The 17969-nt window shown below is 71.8% G+C and carries 13 protein-coding genes and 1 pseudogene; 11 read left to right on the plus strand and 3 right to left on the minus strand.

Annotated features, from left to right (window positions below):
* Positions 1-3: 3 nt before the first annotated feature.
* The 3 genes from P3T39_RS26320 to P3T39_RS26330 are packed head-to-tail and all read left to right on the plus strand — an operon-like array spanning position 4 to position 5791.
* Entirely contained in the window at positions 4-1050 is a 1047-nt protein-coding gene (locus P3T39_RS26320) for a MupA/Atu3671 family FMN-dependent luciferase-like monooxygenase (protein ID WP_280701433.1), read from the plus strand.
* The gene (locus tag P3T39_RS26325) at positions 1047-2741 is read left to right on the plus strand and encodes a condensation domain-containing protein (protein ID WP_280701434.1); all 1695 of its coding nucleotides are present in this window, start codon (positions 1047-1049) and stop codon (positions 2739-2741) included. Before P3T39_RS26320 ends, P3T39_RS26325 begins: the two co-directional genes overlap by 4 nt.
* Positions 2738-5791, plus strand: coding sequence for a condensation domain-containing protein (locus P3T39_RS26330; protein WP_280701435.1), 3054 nt, complete (start codon positions 2738-2740; stop codon positions 5789-5791). Before P3T39_RS26325 ends, P3T39_RS26330 begins: the two co-directional genes overlap by 4 nt.
* A 195-nt stretch (positions 5792-5986) precedes the next feature.
* On the opposite strand, the pseudogene P3T39_RS26335 reads toward P3T39_RS26330, so the two are convergent.
* A pseudogene (locus P3T39_RS26335) lies at positions 5987-6610 on the minus strand (XdhC/CoxI family protein); the annotation flags it as partial.
* 220 nt (positions 6611-6830) lie between these two features.
* Here P3T39_RS26335 and P3T39_RS26340 point away from each other — a divergent pair.
* Entirely contained in the window at positions 6831-8174 is a 1344-nt protein-coding gene (locus P3T39_RS26340) for a condensation domain-containing protein (protein WP_280701436.1), read from the plus strand.
* Positions 8175-8202: 28 nt separating this feature from the next.
* Positions 8203-8988, plus strand: a complete 786-nt coding sequence (locus P3T39_RS26345; protein ID WP_280701437.1) for an alpha/beta fold hydrolase — start codon at positions 8203-8205, stop codon at positions 8986-8988.
* A gap of 71 nt (positions 8989-9059) precedes the next feature.
* Here the strand turns inward: P3T39_RS26345 and P3T39_RS26350 are convergent, their stop codons facing one another.
* A complete protein-coding gene (locus P3T39_RS26350) occupies positions 9060-10484 on the minus strand; it encodes a gamma-aminobutyraldehyde dehydrogenase (RefSeq protein ID WP_280701438.1) in 1425 nt (474 codons plus the stop codon).
* 47 nt (positions 10485-10531) lie between these two features.
* A complete protein-coding gene (locus tag P3T39_RS26355) occupies positions 10532-11776 on the minus strand; it encodes a cytochrome P450 (RefSeq protein ID WP_280701439.1) in 1245 nt (414 codons plus the stop codon).
* 220 nt (positions 11777-11996) lie between these two features.
* On the opposite strand from P3T39_RS26355, the gene P3T39_RS26360 reads away from it, so the two are divergent.
* Genes P3T39_RS26360 through P3T39_RS26385 form a run of 6 tightly spaced genes read left to right on the plus strand, consistent with a single transcriptional unit; the run spans position 11997 to position 17910 of the window.
* A complete protein-coding gene (locus tag P3T39_RS26360) occupies positions 11997-13358 on the plus strand; it encodes a Rieske 2Fe-2S domain-containing protein (protein ID WP_280701440.1) in 1362 nt (453 codons plus the stop codon).
* Positions 13351-13935, plus strand: coding sequence for an aromatic-ring-hydroxylating dioxygenase subunit beta (locus tag P3T39_RS26365; RefSeq protein ID WP_280701441.1), 585 nt, complete (start codon positions 13351-13353; stop codon positions 13933-13935). Before P3T39_RS26360 ends, P3T39_RS26365 begins: the two co-directional genes overlap by 8 nt.
* Positions 13936-13959: 24 nt before the next feature.
* Complete coding sequence (locus P3T39_RS26370; RefSeq protein ID WP_280701442.1) at positions 13960-14229, plus strand: hypothetical protein; 270 nt, start codon at positions 13960-13962, stop codon at positions 14227-14229.
* A complete protein-coding gene (locus P3T39_RS26375; RefSeq protein WP_280701443.1) occupies positions 14226-15092 on the plus strand; it encodes a xanthine dehydrogenase family protein subunit M in 867 nt (288 codons plus the stop codon). Before P3T39_RS26370 ends, P3T39_RS26375 begins: the two co-directional genes overlap by 4 nt.
* Positions 15089-15562, plus strand: a complete 474-nt coding sequence (locus P3T39_RS26380; RefSeq protein WP_280701444.1) for a 2Fe-2S iron-sulfur cluster-binding protein — start codon at positions 15089-15091, stop codon at positions 15560-15562. The genes P3T39_RS26375 and P3T39_RS26380 overlap by 4 nt, the downstream gene beginning before the upstream one ends.
* The gene (locus tag P3T39_RS26385; RefSeq protein WP_280701445.1) at positions 15559-17910 is read left to right on the plus strand and encodes a xanthine dehydrogenase family protein molybdopterin-binding subunit; all 2352 of its coding nucleotides are present in this window, start codon (positions 15559-15561) and stop codon (positions 17908-17910) included. Before P3T39_RS26380 ends, P3T39_RS26385 begins: the two co-directional genes overlap by 4 nt.
* Positions 17911-17969: the final 59 nt, after the last annotated feature.

Genomic DNA, 17969 nt, shown 5'->3' on the forward strand with positions numbered 1-17969 from the left:
GGAATGGAATTCAGCCTCTTCTACTTCGCCGACAACGAATTCGAGACCGGGGCGCGGGGAGGTTACGAACTCCTCCTCGAGGGCGCGAAGTACGCCGACCGGCATGGTTTCGCCGCGGTGTGGACGCCCGAGCGTCACTTCCACCGGATCGGCGCCCTGTACCCCAATCCGTCGGTCACCGGTGCCGCTGTGGCGGCGGTCACCGAGCGCATCGCCATCCGGGCGGGCAGCGTCGTGCCCGCCCTGCACCACCCGTTGCGCATCGCCGAGGAGTGGTCGGTCGTCGACAACCTGTCCAACGGCCGGGCCGGGATCTCCTTCGCCTCCGGATGGGATCCGGTGGACTTCGTACTGAGCCCGGAGGCGTACGCCGACCGCCGAAACGCTGTGCTCGAGGCGATGCGGCAGGTGCGCGGCCTGTGGCGAGGTGACCGCATGCAGGCGCTCGACGGCAACGGAGACCAGGTCGACGTACGGGTCTATCCGGGACCGGTGCAGCCGGAACTCCCGGTCTGGCTGACCAGCGCCGGGAGTCCGGACACCTTCCGCGCGGCCGGCGAAGCCGGTGCGGGCGTGCTCACCCATCTGCTCGGGCAGTCCATGGACGAACTGGCCGAGAAGACCGCCGTCTACCGCAAGGCGCTCGCCGAGCGGCCTGATCACGACGGGTGGCCCGGCCATGTCGCCCTCATGCTGCACGCCTTCGTGGGAGAAGACCCGGACGTCGTGCTCGAAACCGTACGTGAACCCTTCATCGCCTATCTCAAGAGTTCCTTCAACCTGATCACCAGGTCGGCCCCGGACACCCTGAAGGGCCTGGATCTCGGCAAACTCAGCGACGCCCACGTGGACTTCCTGGTCCGCCGTTCGTTCGACCGGTACTACCGCACCAGCGGACTCTTCGGCACGGTGGAGCAGGCCGGCGCGATCGTGGAGCAGGCACGGACAGCGGGCGTCGACGAGTTGGCCTGCTTCATCGACTTCGGTGTGCCCACGGACAAGGTGCTGGCCGGACTCGAACACCTCGACCGCCTGAAAGAGTCTCAGTGACGAGCTACGGAGACGCCATGACCGTTCCGGACGGAACCGCGCGCGACAGCAGGAGCCGGCAGACCGAAGAACTCCGGTCGTTGCTGACGGAGATCTGGCGGGATGCCCTCGGCGCCGCCTCGATCGGCCTGGACGATCACTTCTTCGACCTCGGCGGGAACTCCATCACCAACGTGATCATAGGTGGCCGGGCCAGGGATCTCGGTGTCCCCATGACGACCCGTCTGCTGTTCGACAACCCGACGATCCGCATGTTGAGCACCGCCCTGCTCGAAGCCAACCCCGGCCTGTCGGTCGGCGCGTGGGCCGCGGGAAGCACCGTCCCGCTCTCGCCGTTCCAGCGCGGGTTCCTCGAACGGCGGTCGGGTCCGCACATGATCGAGCTGCGTGCGGTGCGCAGGCTCGAGCCCGATCTGCTCCAGGCCGCGCTCGCCGCCGTGTCCGAGCGCCACGAGTCGCTGCGACTGCGGGTCGTCCGCGGGCCCGCGGGGTGGATCCAGACCGTCGCCGAGCCCGACGGATCGAGCACCTTCGCCCATCACGACCTGCGTGGCTCGGCGGCGCGAGCGTCCGGCGGATCCGTACGCCGCCTCCGGGAGTCCCTTGCGGAGAGCCTGGACATCACATCCGGCCCCACCCTCGTCGCGGCGCTGCTCGACACCGACGAAGCCGGTCACCTCCTCGTGGCCGCTCATCCGCTGGTCGCCGATCGCCACGCCCTGGAACTGCTCATCGACGAGATCTCGCTCGCCTACGAGCAACTCGAGGACGGCGTCGGCCTCACCCTCCCGCAGCCCGCCGCCCCGTTCAGCCGCTGGAGCACGCATCTGAACGACTGGCTGGGCAGCGACGAGGCCGGCCGCGAACTCTCCCACTGGCTGGGACTGCCACGGGCGGACGGCGAGCCGTGGGGCACCAGCCCGTCCTCGTCGGCGGATCCGCAACCGGAGGCACACCTGACCGCGCGGGCCGACCTGAGCGAGGAACGCACGTCCGCGTTGCTCGACACGCTCGCGGGCCAGCCGTTGATCGACGTCCTGGACGTCCTGCTCGCGGGTGTCGCGGGCGCGGCCGGGACGTGGACCGGCGGCAGCCGGGCCCTCGTGGACCTGGAGTGCGACGGTCGGCGAGGGTCGGCGGCGGACCACGACTTCTCGGCGACGGCCGGTGCCTGCACGACGCTGTTCCCCTTCGTCGCCGACCTGAGCGGCGCCGACTCCCCGGCCGAGCAGGTGTGGGCGGTGCGGGCCGCCCGGCGCGCGGTGCCGCAGGGCGGAGCGGGCTACGGTGCGCTGCGCTGGCTCAGCCTCGACCCGGCTGTTCGCGAGCAGTTGGCGGCGGAACCCGCGGCGGAGATCTGTGTGCGCTTCCGGTCGACACCGCCCTCGCTGTTCGACGAGGTCACGACCGAAGAGTCGCCGGACCGGCATGTGCTCACCGTGACCGGGCGGATCGACTCCGGACACCTGCGGGTATCCGTCAGCGGCCGCTGCGACTCGGCGGCCGGCGAGCTCGTCGGCGAGCTCGCGGACGCGATCGTGGCCCGGATCGGGCAGGCCGTCGACGAGTTGGAGCGTGGTGCGGCGCACACGTACACGCCGGACGACTTCCCGCTGTCCGGCCTCGGCCCGGAACAGCTCACCAAGCTGCTCAGCGGCCTGACCACCGACGAGGACACGACGCAACGATGAAACCCGCTGTCGAAGACGTCTACCGCCTGACTTCCCTGCAGGAAGGCGTGCTGCTGCACTACCTGCGCGACCAGGATCCCGAGCTCTTCGTCAACCAGCTGGTGTGCAGGTTCTCCGCCAGGCTCGACCACGCCGCCCTCCGGCAGGCCTGCGCGGCCGTGCTCGACGCCCATCCCGTCCTGCGCGGCTCGGTCCACACCGGCGTGGCCGACAATCCGCTGCAGGTGGTGCACCGGGGCGTACCCGTACCGACGAGCTCGTACGATCTCTCGAGGCACGAGAACCCCGAGGCGGCTCTGACCGAGTTGGTCCGGGCTGACCGCCGACGGGGTTTCGACCTTAAGCGGCCACCGCTCACCCGGTTCGCGCACCTGAGACTGCCCGGGCAACGCGATGTTCTGGTCTGGACGTTCCACCATCTGCTGCTGGACGGGTGGAGCACGCACCTAGTCCTGAACGACCTGCTCGACGCCTACGACGCGGCAAGCCGGGGGCGCCGCGTGCACCTGACCCGCCGTCGGCCGTACCGGGACTACGTGGCGTGGTTGAGCCGGCAGGATCGGGCCGAAGCGGAGGAGTGCTTTCAGTACCGGCTGGGTGACGTGCGGGCGGCCACGGTGCTGCCGGATCTTGTCCGCAGCACCGTCCACGCCGCACCGGAACGGCACGTGAACCAGCGGCTCGCCGTCTCTCCGCAGCACACGGACGAATGGCGGACGGCCGCACAGCGAGCCAGGGTCACGATCAACACCCTTGTGCAGGCCGCCTGGGGCCTGACCGTCAGCCGGTTCAGCGGCAGTCGCGACGTCGTCTTCGGAACCACGCTGGCCGTGCGCCCGCCGCAACTGGCCGGAGTGGACAAGATGGTCGGAGTGCTGCTCAACACCTTGCCCACACGCATCCGCACCGACCCCGAGCAGGACGTCCGGAGCTGGCTGTCCGAGGTCCACTCCGGGCAGCTCGAGCTCCAGCAGTACGGCTACCTGCCGCTGTCCGCCGCGCTCGCCACCACGGGCGTGGCAGGGGGACAGGCACTGTTCGAGACATCGGTGGTGGTGCAGAACTACCCGATCGACCAGTCCGGCTGGCAGCGCCCGTCGATCGCGATCGAGCACATCGAATACTTCCAGCGCACCAACGACCCCCTCGCCCTCATGGCGGTCGAGGGGCCCGGCCTGGAGTTCGTGCTCTCGCACGATCGCGAGAGGTACGCCGACGACTTCGCCCGGCGACTGCTGGGGCACGTCGTCCACACACTCGACACGGTGACGGAGGGTCCGGACCGCAAGCTGGCCGAGCTGGCCACCGTCCCGGCGTCGGAGCGGGCGATCCTGCTGTCCGCGGGCTCCCTCACGGCGACCAGTGAGCAGAACGACACCTTGTCGGATGTGCCGACGGCCGAGCACGACCCCGGCCGGCCGGCCGTGACCTGTCGGCACCGGCAGCTCACCTACGGGCAACTCGACGCCCGCGCCAACCAGGTCGCCCAGTGGCTGTCGGCGCGCGACGTCCCGGCTCGGGAGCCGGTCGCGGTGGGCCTGTCGTGCTCCGCGGACACCGTTGTCGCTGTGCTCGGAGTGCTCAGGTCCGGGCACCCGCTCGCGTTCGTCGCCCCCGAGTCCGCCGGCTCGGGCACCCGCCCGGCGGACGTGCCGGTGCTGCGTCTCATGGACCCGGTGGTGTTCGCCGGGCAGCCGACGACACCGCCGGACGTGAAGGTGCGCCCCGACGATCCCGCCTGCGTCTGGCCGGTCTCGTCCGGCCCGGTGGCGGACACCGTCGTCGCCACCCGCCGCGCGGTGGCGCAGTCCGCCGCGGATGTGGTCGAGACCTGTGGGCTGACCGCTGCCGACGTGGTCCTGATGCTCGCCCCGCTGTCCTCCGCCGTGTCGACAGGGTACGTCCTGGGCAGTCTGGCCGCCGGAGCGACGGTCGCGTTCTTTCCCCCGGAGGAACGGGTCGACAGCCGGGCGGTCTTCGAGGCTCTCGAGCGTCGCGGGGTCACCTGCGTGCTTGGCATGACCCCGCATGACCTGCGCAGATGGTCCGGTGGCAGCCTGCCGCCGCGGCCCTTCGGCGCGGTGCGGGCCGTGGTCTGCGACGGCGACGGCCTGGATGACCGGGACGCCGACGGCGTGGCCACGCTGTTCGGCCCGCACACGCGGGTCGTGGACCGCTACTTGCCCTCGGCCTGGTCGGTACGACCGGCCGAACGGCGGCGCGGCGCGGTCTCGGCACCTGCCGGGGATCGTCTCCTGATCCTCGACCGGGACCTGAATCCGGTACCGGTCGACGGCGTCGGCGCGGTGTACGTCGGGGGCGTGGGGCTGGCCTCGACATGGTCCGCAGAGCCCGCCGATGCGGAGGTCCGCCGCACCGCTGATCCGGACGAGCAGGTGCCCGGAGCACGGCTGTACTGGACGGGCGATTTCGGCCGGTGCACGCCCGACGGCACGATCACGCTGATGGGGCGCACCGCCGACCATGTCGTGCTCGGCGGCCGTCCGGTCGGCCTGGCGGACATCGCCGCCCGGCTTCGTTCGCACCCGCTGGTCACCGACGCGGTGGTGGAGGCCCGCACGTTTGGCGGACGGGACGGTCTGGCCGCCCACGTCGTCCTGGACGCCGGGAACGGCCCGGTCGGCGACGCCTGGGAGGAGGAGTTGCGGGCCTGCGTCGGTCCGCTGGTGCCGGTCTCCGGCGTGCCGGTCCGCTTCGCCGCCGTCGACCGGCTCCCCGTCACCCCGTCCGGGCGGGTGGACTTCGCCGCGCTTGCCGCGACGGACGTCCAGGACCGGGGCGACGCTGCCGCCGGACTGCCGAGCACCGAGGACGAGATCGTGCTCGCCGGGATCTTCGCCGAGGTTCTGGGGGTGTCGCCGGTCGGCCTGCACGACTCGTTCTTCGACCTGGGTGGCCGGTCGCTGGACGCGCTACGGATGATCGCGCAGGCGAGTGACGCCCTGGGCGTCGAGGTGCCGCTGGAAGCGCTGTTCGAGACTCCGACCGTGGCCGGGCTCCTGCGCGCTGCCCGAGGCCTGGACGACTGAGCCCGTCCGGTTCGGCCCTGCCGGACCGGACGACGGCTCTTGCCGCGGGCGGCGGTTCAGGCCGTCGTGGACGGCTCCTTCGCCCTCGTCCCCCGCGGTGGGCGAGGGCGGAGTCCGGCTCGGCGGGCGGGGTGGTGCGGCCGCCCGCCGGTCGGCCCGGGCACCGCCGTGGCGGATCGATGTGCTGGTCGCGCCGAGCGGACGGAAGGTGCCGCCGCGCTGCAGGCCCACGATTTCCGCGGCGATGGAGACGGCGGTCTCCTCCGGGGTGCCGGCGCACAGGTCCAGGCCGATGGGCGAGCGCTGCCGGGCGAGGCCGGCCTCGCGCAGCCGCTCCAGGCGCTCGCGATGCACGTGCCGCGACCCCATGGCGCCGACGTAGCCGACCGGCAGCCGAAGGGCCCGCTCCAGCAGGGGATGTCGAACTTCGGGTCGTGGGTCAGACAGCACAGCACAGCACAGCACCGTCCGGGCGTCGAGGCGGCCGGCGGCCTCCTCCGCGTCCAGATAGCGATGCGCCCAGTCGACCACCACTTCGTGGGCGGCGGGGAAGCGGCGGGCCGTCGCGAAGACCGGCCGGGCGTCGCAGACCGTGACCCGGTTGGGTCGCCAGGCGCGCAGCACCTCCTGGCAGAGCTCGTACACGGCGGCCTCCACGCAGCCGCCCGAGACGCTGCCCACCACCTCGCCGTCGGAGTCCACGGCGAGGGCGGCCCCCGCCCGGCGCGGCGCGCTGCCCTGAACGGACACCACACTCGCGAGCGCGAACGCGCGTCCGGCGGCGCTCCAGCTCCGCAGCTGGTCGGCGATGTCCTGCACGGAGGAACTCCTCTGCGGGTGGGGGCGGTTCGGTGGTCGGACGATGATCGTCGGCGGCCGGCCGGCCGGCTGGCAACCGCGGCGCGCCGGCACCCGGAGAGCTGTCGGGCGGCTGTCAGGGCACGGCGGGCGGCGCCTGTCGCGATCGAATGCCGCTGACTAGGGTCCTGTCGGTGCCTGGCCCGTGCGGGCCATCCCACCTCGCCGACAAGGACCGGACATGACCGTCATACGGACCGTCGAAGCAACCGCCGGACAGCGGCTGCTCTGGCTCATGGAGCACTACCGGGGCGCGGACGCGCCGCTGAACGTCAACGCGTGCTACCGGCTGCGCGGCCCGCTCGACCGGGCGGCCCTGCGGGCCGCGTTGGAGGAACTGGTCGTTCGCCACGAGGCGTTGCGCACCTCGTACGAGTTCACCGCACGCCGGCTGCTGCAGCACGTGCACTCGCCGGGCCCGGTCGCGCTTGCCGAGGAGAGGATCGCCGACGGCGATCCGGCCGAGCTGGCGGACGCCATGCTGCGTCATGCCCGGACCCGGCACGACCTGGGCGTCTCACCGCTCCATGCGGCCCTGCTGGAGGTCGGCCCGGAGGAGTTCGTGCTGATCCTCAACATCCATCACCTGTCCACCGACGGCTGGTCCGGCGGGGTGATCTCGCAGGAACTCGGCGGCCTGTACCGGCCGTCCTCGGCGGCCGGCCCGGGTGCCGTCGGAGCCGCCTCGCCGGCCTGGCAGTTCGCAGACTTCAGCCAGTGGCAGCAGGAGCGCTTTGGAAACGGTGTGCTGGCGGAGAGCCAGCGGTTCTGGCGCCGGCGGCTCGAGGGTGCCCAGCCGCCCGCCCTGCCCGGCACTTCGGCGATCCGCGCGGGTGTCGGGCAGGAACCGGGCCTGGCGGAGTTCACCCTCGGCCCCGGGCTGATGTCCGACCTCCAGGCGCTGTGCCAGCGGCAGCGGGTCACCACCTTCGTTGCCACGCTTGCGCTCTTCGCCTCCGTGCTGCACACCCGCACCGGGGAAACCGATCTCGCCTTCGCGTCGATGTTCGCCAACCGGACCCGCCCCGAACTGGCCGGTACGGTCGGCTTCCTGGCGAACCTGCTGGTCCTGCGCCTGGGCCTGGACGAGGAGGCCAGCTACCTCGACGTCCTGGCCGCGGCCCGCGACTCGGTGCTGGACGCGCTGGACTTCCAGGAGGTCCCCTACCACCTCGTCCCGCAGGCCCAGGGCGAGCGTGGCGCCGGGCTCGAGAACATCCTGTTCCAGGTCGCCGCGGGCCCCGAGTACGCGCTACGGCTCACCGGCCTCGAGGTCACCCAGATCAGCCCGCCGGGTGGGATGGTCAGCCGCTTCGACCTGGAGTTCGTGCTGATGCCCGGGGCGGACGACGTCCTCGGCCAGGTCTGGTACGACCGGCGCCGGTTCGACCCGCAGTGGGTGTCCAGGCTGGTGGCCGACTTCACCGAGCTGGCCACCGCGGCGGTGCGCGCACCGGAACGCGCGGTGGCGCAGCTGCTGCCACGGGCCAGCGGTGGTGTCCAACCGGGCCGTGGCAGCAGTTGATCGGCCGGAACGGGAGACGGAGTCGGCAGTGGGATCGGAAACCCGGAGCGTTCGAGGCCCGGTGATGCGCGGGGGCGGCTGGCTGGCAGTGCCGCGGCCCCGCCCGGAGGCCCGGATGCGGCTGTACTGCCTGCCCTGGGCCGGTGCGGGAGTCGGCGTCTTCCGCTCCTGGCCCGAGGCGTTCGGGCCGGAGATCGAAGTGGTCCCGGTGGCCCTGCCGGGCCGCGAGCGGCGCCTGAACGAGCCGCCGCTGGGGAGCGTCTCCGCGATCGCGGACGCCCTGGTGCCCTTGCTGTTCGCGGACATCGACCGCCCGTACGCCCTTTACGGCCACAGCATGGGCGCGTTGGTCGCCCATCAGGCGGCCTGCCGGCTCGGCGAGCTCGGCGCCGAGCCCGTACGAGTGGTGGTGTCCGGCTCCCGGGCGCCCCACCGCCCGCTGCGCGGGCCCGCTCTGCACCGACTGCCGACTGCCGAATTCCTCGTCGCCGTCCGGAGGTTGCAGCCGGAGCATGAGAGCGCCCTGGACGGCGACGAGCTGGCGGAGCTGCTGCTCCCCACGCTGCGGACGGACTTCGCCGCCGGCGAGACCCATCTCGACCTCCGGGCCGGACCGCTCCGCTGTCCGCTGGACGCACTGGGCGGCACCGACGATCCACTGGTGAGCCGATCGGACCTGCTGGCCTGGGAGAGCCGTACCGCCGGCGCGTTCCGCGCCGTCGACCTTCCGGGCGGCCATCTGTTCGTGGTCACCGAGGGCGACCGGGTCCGCTCGCTGATCGCGCGAGCCCTGAGCACCCACCTGGTCGCCTGAGCGCCCGAGTGGGCCGGAAAGCGCCGCGGTGCGGAGCGTTGGAACGCTCCGCACCGCGGCGTTTTCCGGCGCTACTCGCCGACGTGATGCATCACGTGCTTGATCCGCGTGTAGTCCTCGAAGCCGTACAGTGACAGGTCCTTGCCGTAGCCGGAGTGCTTGAAGCCGCCGTGCGGCATCTCGGTGGGGAAACCGAGGTGCGTGTTGACCCAGACACAGCCGAAGTCCAGGCGCCGGGTCAGCCGCATGGCGCGGGCGTGGTCGGTGGTCCACACCGCCGAGGCCAGCCCCTGCGGCACGCCGTTGGCCAGTCGGACGGCCTCGTCCTCGTCGGCGAACGACTGGACGGTGATCACCGGGCCGAAGACCTCCTGCTGGGAGATCTCGTCGTCGTGCCGGACCCCGGTGATGACTGTCGGCGCGTAGAAGTAGCCCTCGTCGCCGACCCGCCGGCCGCCGGTGACCACCGTGGCATGCGACGGCAGCCGCCGGACGAACCCGTCGACCCGCTCCAGCTGGTCCGCGTTGTTGAGCGGGCCGTACAGCGCGCCCGCGTCCCGCGGCGGACCGGGGCGGGCCGAGCGGGCCGCCGTGGCCAGGGCCGCCACCAGCTCGTCGTGGATCTCCCGGGCGGCCAGCACCCGGGTGGCCGCGGTGCAGTCCTGGCCCGCGTTGCCGTAGGCCGCCTCCACGATCTTGGCGGCCGCGTCGGACAGGTCGGCGTCGGCGCACACGATGACCGGGGTCTTGCCGCCCAGTTCCAGGTGGAGCCGTTTGAGGCCGGCGGACGCCACCCGGGCGACGTCCATGCCGGCGGCCACCGAGCCGGTGAGCGAGACCATGGCGGGCACCGGGTGCTCCACCATCAGCCGGCCCGTGGCGCGCCCTCCGCAGACCACGTTGAGCACGCCCGGTGGCAGGAACTCGGCCGCCAGCTCGGCGAACAGCAGCGCCGTCTGCGGCGTGGTCTCGGCGGGCTTGAGCACCACCGTGTTGCCCGCGGCCAGCGCGGGCGCGCTCTTCAGCACCGCCATCAGCAGCGGGAAGTTCCAGGGTGCCAGTTGCGCACAGACCCCCAGCGGTTCCCGGCGCACGTAGGAGGTGTGCCCGGGGGAGTACTCCCCGGCGGACCGACCCTCCAGGATCCGTGCCGCACCCGCGAAGAACCGCAGCTGGTCCACCATCAACGGTGCCTCGCCCGCCGCCGCCGCGCTTCCGGTGCTGAGCGCCTCCGCCGCCGCGAACTCCGGGATGCGTGATTCCAGCGCGTCCGCCATCCGCAGCAGTGCCTGCTGCCGCTGTGTCGGCGTGGTCCACCGCCACTCCTCGAAGGCGGTGGCGGCCGCCTGCATCGCGAGGTCGACGTCCCGCGGGCCGCTGTCGGGGGCGTGCTGGTACCCGGCGCCGGTGCACGGGTCGAGGAGCTCGGTGTAGCCGCCGTCGAGCGGGGCGACGCGCTTGCCGTCGATGAAGTTGGTCAGTCGTGGATCGGTCATCAGGACTCCAAGGTGGGTGTTCGACGTGGACGGCCCGCTGCCGGACCTCAGTCGGACACTGGCAGCGAGGTGAAGCCGTGGAAGCCGAGGTTGTTGTTCCAGTTCAGGCTGTGCTCCTGCACCCGCAGGCCCGGCATCCGGCGGTAGAGCGTGGCCAGCGCGATCCGCAGGGTCTGACGCACCAGCGGATCGCCGAAGCAGAGGTGCCGCCCGGCGCCGAAGGTCAGGTGCCGGTTCGGCAGCGGCCGGGTCAGCACGAGTTCGTCGGCCTGGGAGAACTGCTCGGGATCGCGGTTGGCAGAGGCGACGTACAGCATCAGCGGGCGGTTGGCGGGCAGCACGATCTGCTCACCGGCGGCCGTGGTGTACGCGAAGTCCTCCCGGGCCACCCGGCCGACGAACTGCACCGGGGTGCAGAACCGCAGTAGCTCCTCCACCGCGGGCGCGACGGTCTGCGGGTCGAGCAGCAGCCCGCGCTCGCCGGCCGGCCGCTGGTCCAGCACCTGCACGCTGTTGCCGATCAGGTAGCGGATCGAGGCGACGCCGGCGAAGAGCAGCAGGGCGGCCTGCGCCACCACGTCCTCGTCGGAGAACCGGTGGCCGTGCACCTCGGTGGTGCGGAGCTGGTGCAGCAGCCCGCCCTGCTTCTCGGACATCCGCATGCACTCCGGCGAGGACAGGAAGTCCGTCAGTTCACGGGTGCTGACCTGGGTCCGCTTGAGGTGCTCAACGGTCACCTGGGTCGAGCCGAAGAGGTAGGCGATGTCGTCGGTCCAGCGGCTCAGTTCGGCGTGCGCTTCGGTGGGGACGCCGAGGATGTCGGCGATGACCATGGCGGGCAGCGGGAAGGCGAACTCGGTCATCAGGTCGAACCCGGCCGGGTTCACCGCGTCCAGCAGCCCGTCGACCAGGCCCTGGATCCGCGGCTCCAGCACCTCGTCGCTGAACGGGGTGTAGCTGCGGTTGGCCTGACGACGGTTCTTGGTGTGCTGCTTGCCGTCGTGGAAGGCCAGCCAGCGCTCGTAGACCCTGATCATCTCGGCGTACTCGGTGCGCTGCTCCTCGGGCAGGAACCACAGCGGCACCGCGGCCCGGGCGTTGGAGAGCCGCTCGTCCTTCATGAGGGCGAGGCAGTCCTGGTACCCGAAGAACAGCCAGGCGCCGCCGAAGATCCGCTCGGACCGGTAGGCCGGGCTGTCCGCCCGCATCTTCGCGTAGAACGAAAACGGATTGGGAATGTACTCGAAGTCGTTGTGGGAGAAATCTTCGGCGGCGAGCTCGCGAGTGGGCACGGAATTACCCCCAATGGGTTTCACGGAGTGGATGCGCTTACTAGAGCAAAGGCCCGGGAGTATCGACAAGGCGCAGTCGCTGAACGCCTCGGATCGGGAGTGCGCAGGTTTGCGGGGGTGTCCGACCTCCGCTGCCCGAACACTGGTCAGACGGGGCCGTGGGCACCTAGCCTCCCTTTCGTTGATGGGATCGCCACTCCTCTTTCCCGCGGAGCACTGAATGGCCGAAGCACTGCGCCGGCAGGAATCCCTGCCGGGTTTTCCGCTCGATCGCCGAGCCTTTTTCGACGACGTGGTTCTGGACCGGGAATTCCGTCAGGTCTTCAAGGAGTCCTGGCAGCTGCTCGGCTTCGCCTCCGAGCTGCCCGACCCCGGCGACTACCTGGTACGCCGGCTCGGCAACGACAGCGTGATCGTGGCCCGGGACGAGCAGGGCGGGTTCAGCGTGCTGCTGAACTCCTGCAGCCACCGCGGCACCCAGCTGTGCCGCGCCACCTTCGGCAACGCCGCGCACTTCCGCTGCAGCTACCACGGCTGGACCTTCGCCAACGACGGACGCCTGGTGGGCGTGCCCAGCATTCGCAGCAACTACCCGAAGGACTTCCGCAAGCAGGACCACGACCTGCCCCGGGCCCGGGTCACCTGCTACCGCGGTTTCATCTTCGCCACCTGGAGCGACCAGGCTCCGCCGCTGGAGGAGCACCTCGGGGACTTCCGCTGGTACCTCGACGCCATGCTGGACCTGGCCGGCGGCGAGTGGGAGGTCTACGGGCCCCCGCAGCGCTCGGTGATGAAGGGCAACTGGAAGGTCGTCACCGACAACTTCGCCGGCGACGGCTACCACATGGGCACCACCCACCAGGCTGCCTTCGAGCAGGGGATCTACGGCGACAGCCTGGCCGACGGCACCCTGGGCAAGGGCGAGCTGGAGCTCATCGGCATCAACATCGGCACCCCGCAGGGACACGCGGTACGGGCCGGCTACGTGGTGCAGAAGGGGCGGCGCACGCTGCCGAGCACGGTGACCGACCCGGCCTACATCGGCTACCCGCGCGAGGTGTGGGAGCAGTTCACCGCGGCGCAGACGCCGGAGCAGGTCCGTTTCAACTCGCACTGCGAGGTCGTGCACGGTGTGGTCTTCCCCAACGCTGCGTTCCTCAGCGTCTCGCACGACCGGGCCATCGGCCGGGAGAACGACCCGCTGACCAAGTACGTCGTCTGGCGGGTGCACAACCCGATCGACGCCCGCCGCACCGAGTGCACCTACTGGACCCTGGTGCCCCGGCAGCTCGACGAGGACTGGAAGCGGCGCTCCTACGCCTTCCAGGCCAGGTCGCAGTCGGCCGGCGGAATCCTCTTCGAGATGGACGACTTCGAGAATTTCGCCCGGATCGATGCGGCGATCAGCGGCACCGTGGCCGATACGGCCCCACTTGACCTGTCGCTCGGGCTGGGGCTGGGAACACCCGTACCCGACTTCCCCGGGCCGGGCCGGGCCGAGTACCTCACCCTGTCGGAACACAACCAGCGGGCGTTCTACCGCCGTTGGGCCGAACTTATGGAGGAGGGGACCCGTGACTGACGCCGCCGCGCTGACAGCGCGTCTGGACCCGACCGACCTCCCGTACGAGCTGCGGCCGTTCCCGGCCCGCGGCGCTCGGAGGACCGAACTGGACAACTCGTTCGCGGCCTTTCTCACCGAGGAGTCCGCCGCCCTGGACGAATGCCGGTACCAGGACTGGCTGGACCTGCTGGACGAGCGGTTCATCTACCAGCTGCCGGTACCGCTGCTGCGCGAGGACCCGAGCCTGCCCCGGCACAGCGACCGGGCGCTGCTCTTCGAGGCGACCAAGCAGGTGCTGGCCATGAAGCTGGGCCGGGTCGGGCTGCAGTACGCCTGGTCCGACCGGCCGAGCGGCGTGATGCGCCACTTCCTCGGAGCCGTCCGGGTTTTCTCGGCCGCGGAGCCCGACACCTGGCGGGTCGACTGCAACGTCCTGGTCACCTGGAGTAGAGGGCGGGACGAGGCCGTCGTCGTCACGGCGGGCCGCCAGGACCTCGTCCACTGCTCCGGTCGCGGCGGCTACCGCCTGCTGCGGCGCCGGGTGTTGCTCGACGCCGAGGTCGCGACCCACGAGCAACTCTCCGTCATCTTCTAGCAATCCGGGAAGTGGGGCAATCGCATGAGCGGGCTGGCCTGGACCGCGGCGCAGCGGCAGGAAACCGAACTCTGCAGGATCTTTTGTGAATCGGCGGCCGTCACGGTCTCGACGTACCCCACCGGCAACGGACTGCGGCTCAAGCTGGTCTCGGAGCGATCCGGTGCCGTCGCGCTGCTCGACGCGACGGTGCTGGAGGCGCTGTGCCACCTGACCCCGTCGCGCGCGGCGGAGCTGGTGCGCGAGCGGACCGAGGGCGGCCGGGCCGGCCTCGACCGGGAGCCGGCCCGGTGAAGTCCGTCCCGTTCGAGTACCGGGCCCCGGCCACGCTGGAGGAGACGTTGGCCCTGCTCGGCAAGCCGGGAGCCAACGTTGTGCCACTGGCCGGCGGCCAGAGCCTGCTGCCGCTGCTCGCCCTGCGTCAGGTGCGCCCGGCCACCGTGCTCGACCTCAACCGGGTGCCAGGGCTGGCCGGTGTCGAGATCACCGACGAGGTGGTGCGGATCGGCGCGCTGACCCGGCTGCGGGCGCTGGTGGAGAGTGCGCCGCTGCGCGCCGCCCTGCCGGTCCTGCCGGAGACCGCGGCGCAGGTGGCGAACCGGCAGATTCGCCATCGCAGCACCCTGGGCGGCTCGTTGTGCCATGCCGATCCGACGGCGCAGCTGCCCGCGGTGGCGGTGGCGCTGGAGGCCCGGCTGTGGCTGCGCTCGGCGCGGGCCGAGCGGAGCGTGCTCGCCCAGGACTTCTTCGCGGGCGCCCGGACGACCGCGCGGCGTCGGAACGAGCTGTTGGTACGGGTGGAGTTCCCGCGCACCCCCGGCCGTCACTGCCGCTTCGAGGCGGTCACCCGGCGTGGCCGGGCCGGCTTCCCGTTGATCGGCCTCTGTCTCGCGGTGAGCCTGGCCGGGTCCGTGGTGACGGACGCCCGGCTCGCCGCCTCGGGCATCGCCGACCGGCCACGGCGGCTGTGGGAGGCGGAGCGCGCGCTGACCGGACGCCGTCTCGACGGCGACCTGGCCGAGGTGCTCGACGCGGCCTCGGCCGAAGCGGACCCGTCGTCGGACCTGCACGGCAGTGCCGAGTACCGCAGCCACCTGTTGCGCACCGTGATCCGCCGGGCCGCCGCCCGGCTGGCCACCGAGGGGAGTGCCCCATGACCAGAGCTGTCAGCCTCGTCGTCAACGGACGGCCCTACACGGCCGAGACGGAGGACCGTACACCGCTGTGCGACGTGCTGCGTCACCGGCTTCGTCTGACCGGCACCCATGTCGGCTGTGAGCAGGGCGTCTGCGGTGCGTGCACGGTGCTGGTCGACGGCGAGCCGGTGCGCTCCTGCCTGATGCTCGCAGTCCAGGCCGACGGCTGCCGGATCGAGACGGTGGAGGGCCTCGCCACCGAGGGCGCCCTCGCCCCGATGCAGCAGGCGTTGATGGCCGAGCACGGCTTGCAGTGCGGATTCTGCACCCCCGGTGTGCTGATGAGCCTCGCCTACGCCGAGCGGGCCCGGCTCACCGCCGAGGAGACCGTCTCCGAGGTGCTCGCCGGACATCTGTGCCGGTGCACCGGCTACGTCGGGATCCGCCGGGCGATCGAGCGCCACTGGAAGACCGAGGAGGCCGCGGGGTGAGCCGCACCGACCACGCAGGGCCGTTCATCGGGCGCTCCATGCCGCGCATCCACGACCCCAGGCTGCTGGTCGGCCACGGGAGGTTCGTCGACGACATCGACGACTCCGGCGCCCTGCACGCCGTCGTCCTGCGCAGCCCCGTCCCGCACGGGCACATCGTGGCCGTCGACTGCGCCGCGGCGCTGGCCTGCGGCCGGGCGCTGCTCGTGCTGGGACCGGACGACCTGGAACTGCTGACCGACGAGCTGCCCACCGCGTGGCGGATTCCCGGCCAGCGCGCGCGCACCGTTGCGGTCGCCGCCCGGACCGTCCGCTACGTGGGCCAGCCTGTCGGCCTGGTGGTGGCCTCCAGCCGGGCCGAGGCCGAGGGCCTCGCCGAGCTGGTGCGGATCGACATCGAGCCGCTGCCGGCGGTGCTCGGGCTGGACGCGGCACTGGCCGAGGGAGCTCCGCTGCTCTACCCGGAGGACGGCACCAACGTGGTCGGCGAGATCCACTTCGGCGACGCACCCCAGGAGCTGGAACGGGTAATGGCCTCGGCCGCGCACGTCGTCGAGCGCGAGTTGACGATCCAGCGGGTCTGCCACAGCCCGATGGAGCCGCGCGGCCTGCTGGCCGAGTGGATCCCCGCGACGCGACGGCTCACCGTGTGGAGCAGCACCCAGTCGCCGCACGTGGTCCGTCAGGAGCTCGCCACCGCGCTGCGCCTGCGTGTGGACCAGGTACGGGTGGTGGCACCGGATATCGGCGGCTCCTTCGGCGGCAAGGTGACGACCTACGCGGACGAGGTGATGGTCTGCCTGGCCGCGGTGTCGCTCGGCCGCCGGGTGAAGTGGATCGAGGACCGCACCGAGAACCTGACGGCGAGCTACCAGGGCCGCGGCCAGCGGGCCCGGGCGCGCCTCGCGCTGGACGGCTCGGGGCGCTTCCTCGCTCTGTCCGCGCACATCACCGGTGACCTCGGAGCCTTCCCGATCCAGGCCGGCACCGGGCCGTTCCAGGTGACCGGTCTCGCCTTGGAGGGCCCCTACCGTTTCGAGCGGGCGGGTGCCACGGTGACCGCCGTCCACACCAACACCGTGCCAACCGGCGCCTACCGCGGATACGGCATGCAGGAGGCCGCCTGGATCCGCGAGCGGCTGATCGAGGAGGCGGCCCGCGAGACCGGGCGGGACCCGCTCGAGCTCCGGCTGCTGAACCTCATCCAGGCGGAGGAACTGCCCTACACCACCCGCACCGGGCTCGGCTACGACTCCGGCGACTATCCGGCCGCGCTGCGGCGGGCCGCGGCGCTGGCCGAGGAGCGGGCGCGGCCCTCCGGTGACTCGGTCCGGCGCGGCGTGGCGGTGACTCCGAGCGTGGAGATCACCGGGTTCGCGCCGTCCGCGCTGCTCGAGATGTTCCAGATCGACTGGAGTGGCTGGGAGAGCGTCCGGGTTCGGGTCAGCCAGGACGGCACCGTCACCGTCTTCGCCGGCGTCATCGCGATCGGCCAGGGCATCGAGACCACGCTCGCCCAGATCGTCGCGGACCGGCTCGGCGTGCCCATCGACTGGGTCGCGGTCGAGCTCGGGGACACCGACACCGCGCCGTACTCGGACCTCACCTCCCAGGCCAGCCGTTCGCTGACGCTCGCCGGCGCCGCGCTGATGCAGGCGGCCGACCGGATGCGGGAGCGGATGTTCGAGCTGGCGGCGTACCACCTCAAGGCGCCCCGCGAGGAAGTGGTCCTGGAGGGGGCTGAGTTCCGGTGGCCGGCCGGCCGGACCTCGCTGGCCTGGCAGGAGGTGACCAGCCGGGGTTGGAAGGGCTGGGGCAGGAGCGAGCCCGGCCGCATCCGGCTGGAGGAGACGGCGGACTTCGATCCGCCCGCGATCACCTTCTCCTACTCCGCGCACGGCGCGGCGGTCTCCGTCGACCTGGAGACCGGCGAGATCGCCGTCGAGGACTACTGGACCGTCAACGACAGCGGGGTGCTGGTGAACCCACTGATCGCCGAGGGACAGATCATCGGCGGGGTCGCCCAGGGGCTGGGGATCGCGCTGACCGAGGAGGTCGTCCACGACCCGGTCACCGGGCACTCGCTGACCACCGGCTTCACCGAGTACATCCTGCCCGCGAGCGCCGACGTCCCGCCGGTGACCGTGGAGCACCGCAGCACACCGAGCGCCGTCATCCCAGGCGGTTTCAAAGGACTGGGCGAGGGCGGGGTCATCCCGGGGCCGGCCACGGTGGCCAACGCCGTCGCGGCGGCGGTTCCCGACATCGCCGAATGTCTGACGGCGACCCCGTTGTCACCCGCCCGGGTCTGGGACGCGCTGTCCGCCACCGAGGCGGGCCGGGCCTGAACTCCGGCCCGCAGCACCGCACACACACCGCACGAAGCTCTGAGGATGGAGGACCACGA

Origin of the sequence: Kitasatospora sp. GP82 (assembly GCF_029892105.1) — a bacterium.
Lineage (GTDB): Bacteria > Actinomycetota > Actinomycetes > Streptomycetales > Streptomycetaceae > Kitasatospora.

Coding starts and splice junctions, on each gene's coding strand:
- P3T39_RS26350 (WP_280701438.1), bottom strand. CDS start 10,484: ATGACCGATCCACGACTGACCAACTTCATCGACGGCAAGCGCGTCGCC.
- P3T39_RS26370 (WP_280701442.1), top strand. CDS start 13,960: ATGAGCGGGCTGGCCTGGACCGCGGCGCAGCGGCAGGAAACCGAACTC.
- P3T39_RS26380 (WP_280701444.1), top strand. CDS start 15,089: ATGACCAGAGCTGTCAGCCTCGTCGTCAACGGACGGCCCTACACGGCC.
- P3T39_RS26330 (WP_280701435.1), top strand. CDS start 2,738: ATGAAACCCGCTGTCGAAGACGTCTACCGCCTGACTTCCCTGCAGGAA.
- P3T39_RS26360 (WP_280701440.1), top strand. CDS start 11,997: ATGGCCGAAGCACTGCGCCGGCAGGAATCCCTGCCGGGTTTTCCGCTC.
- P3T39_RS26320 (WP_280701433.1), top strand. CDS start 4: ATGGAATTCAGCCTCTTCTACTTCGCCGACAACGAATTCGAGACCGGG.
- P3T39_RS26340 (WP_280701436.1), top strand. CDS start 6,831: ATGACCGTCATACGGACCGTCGAAGCAACCGCCGGACAGCGGCTGCTC.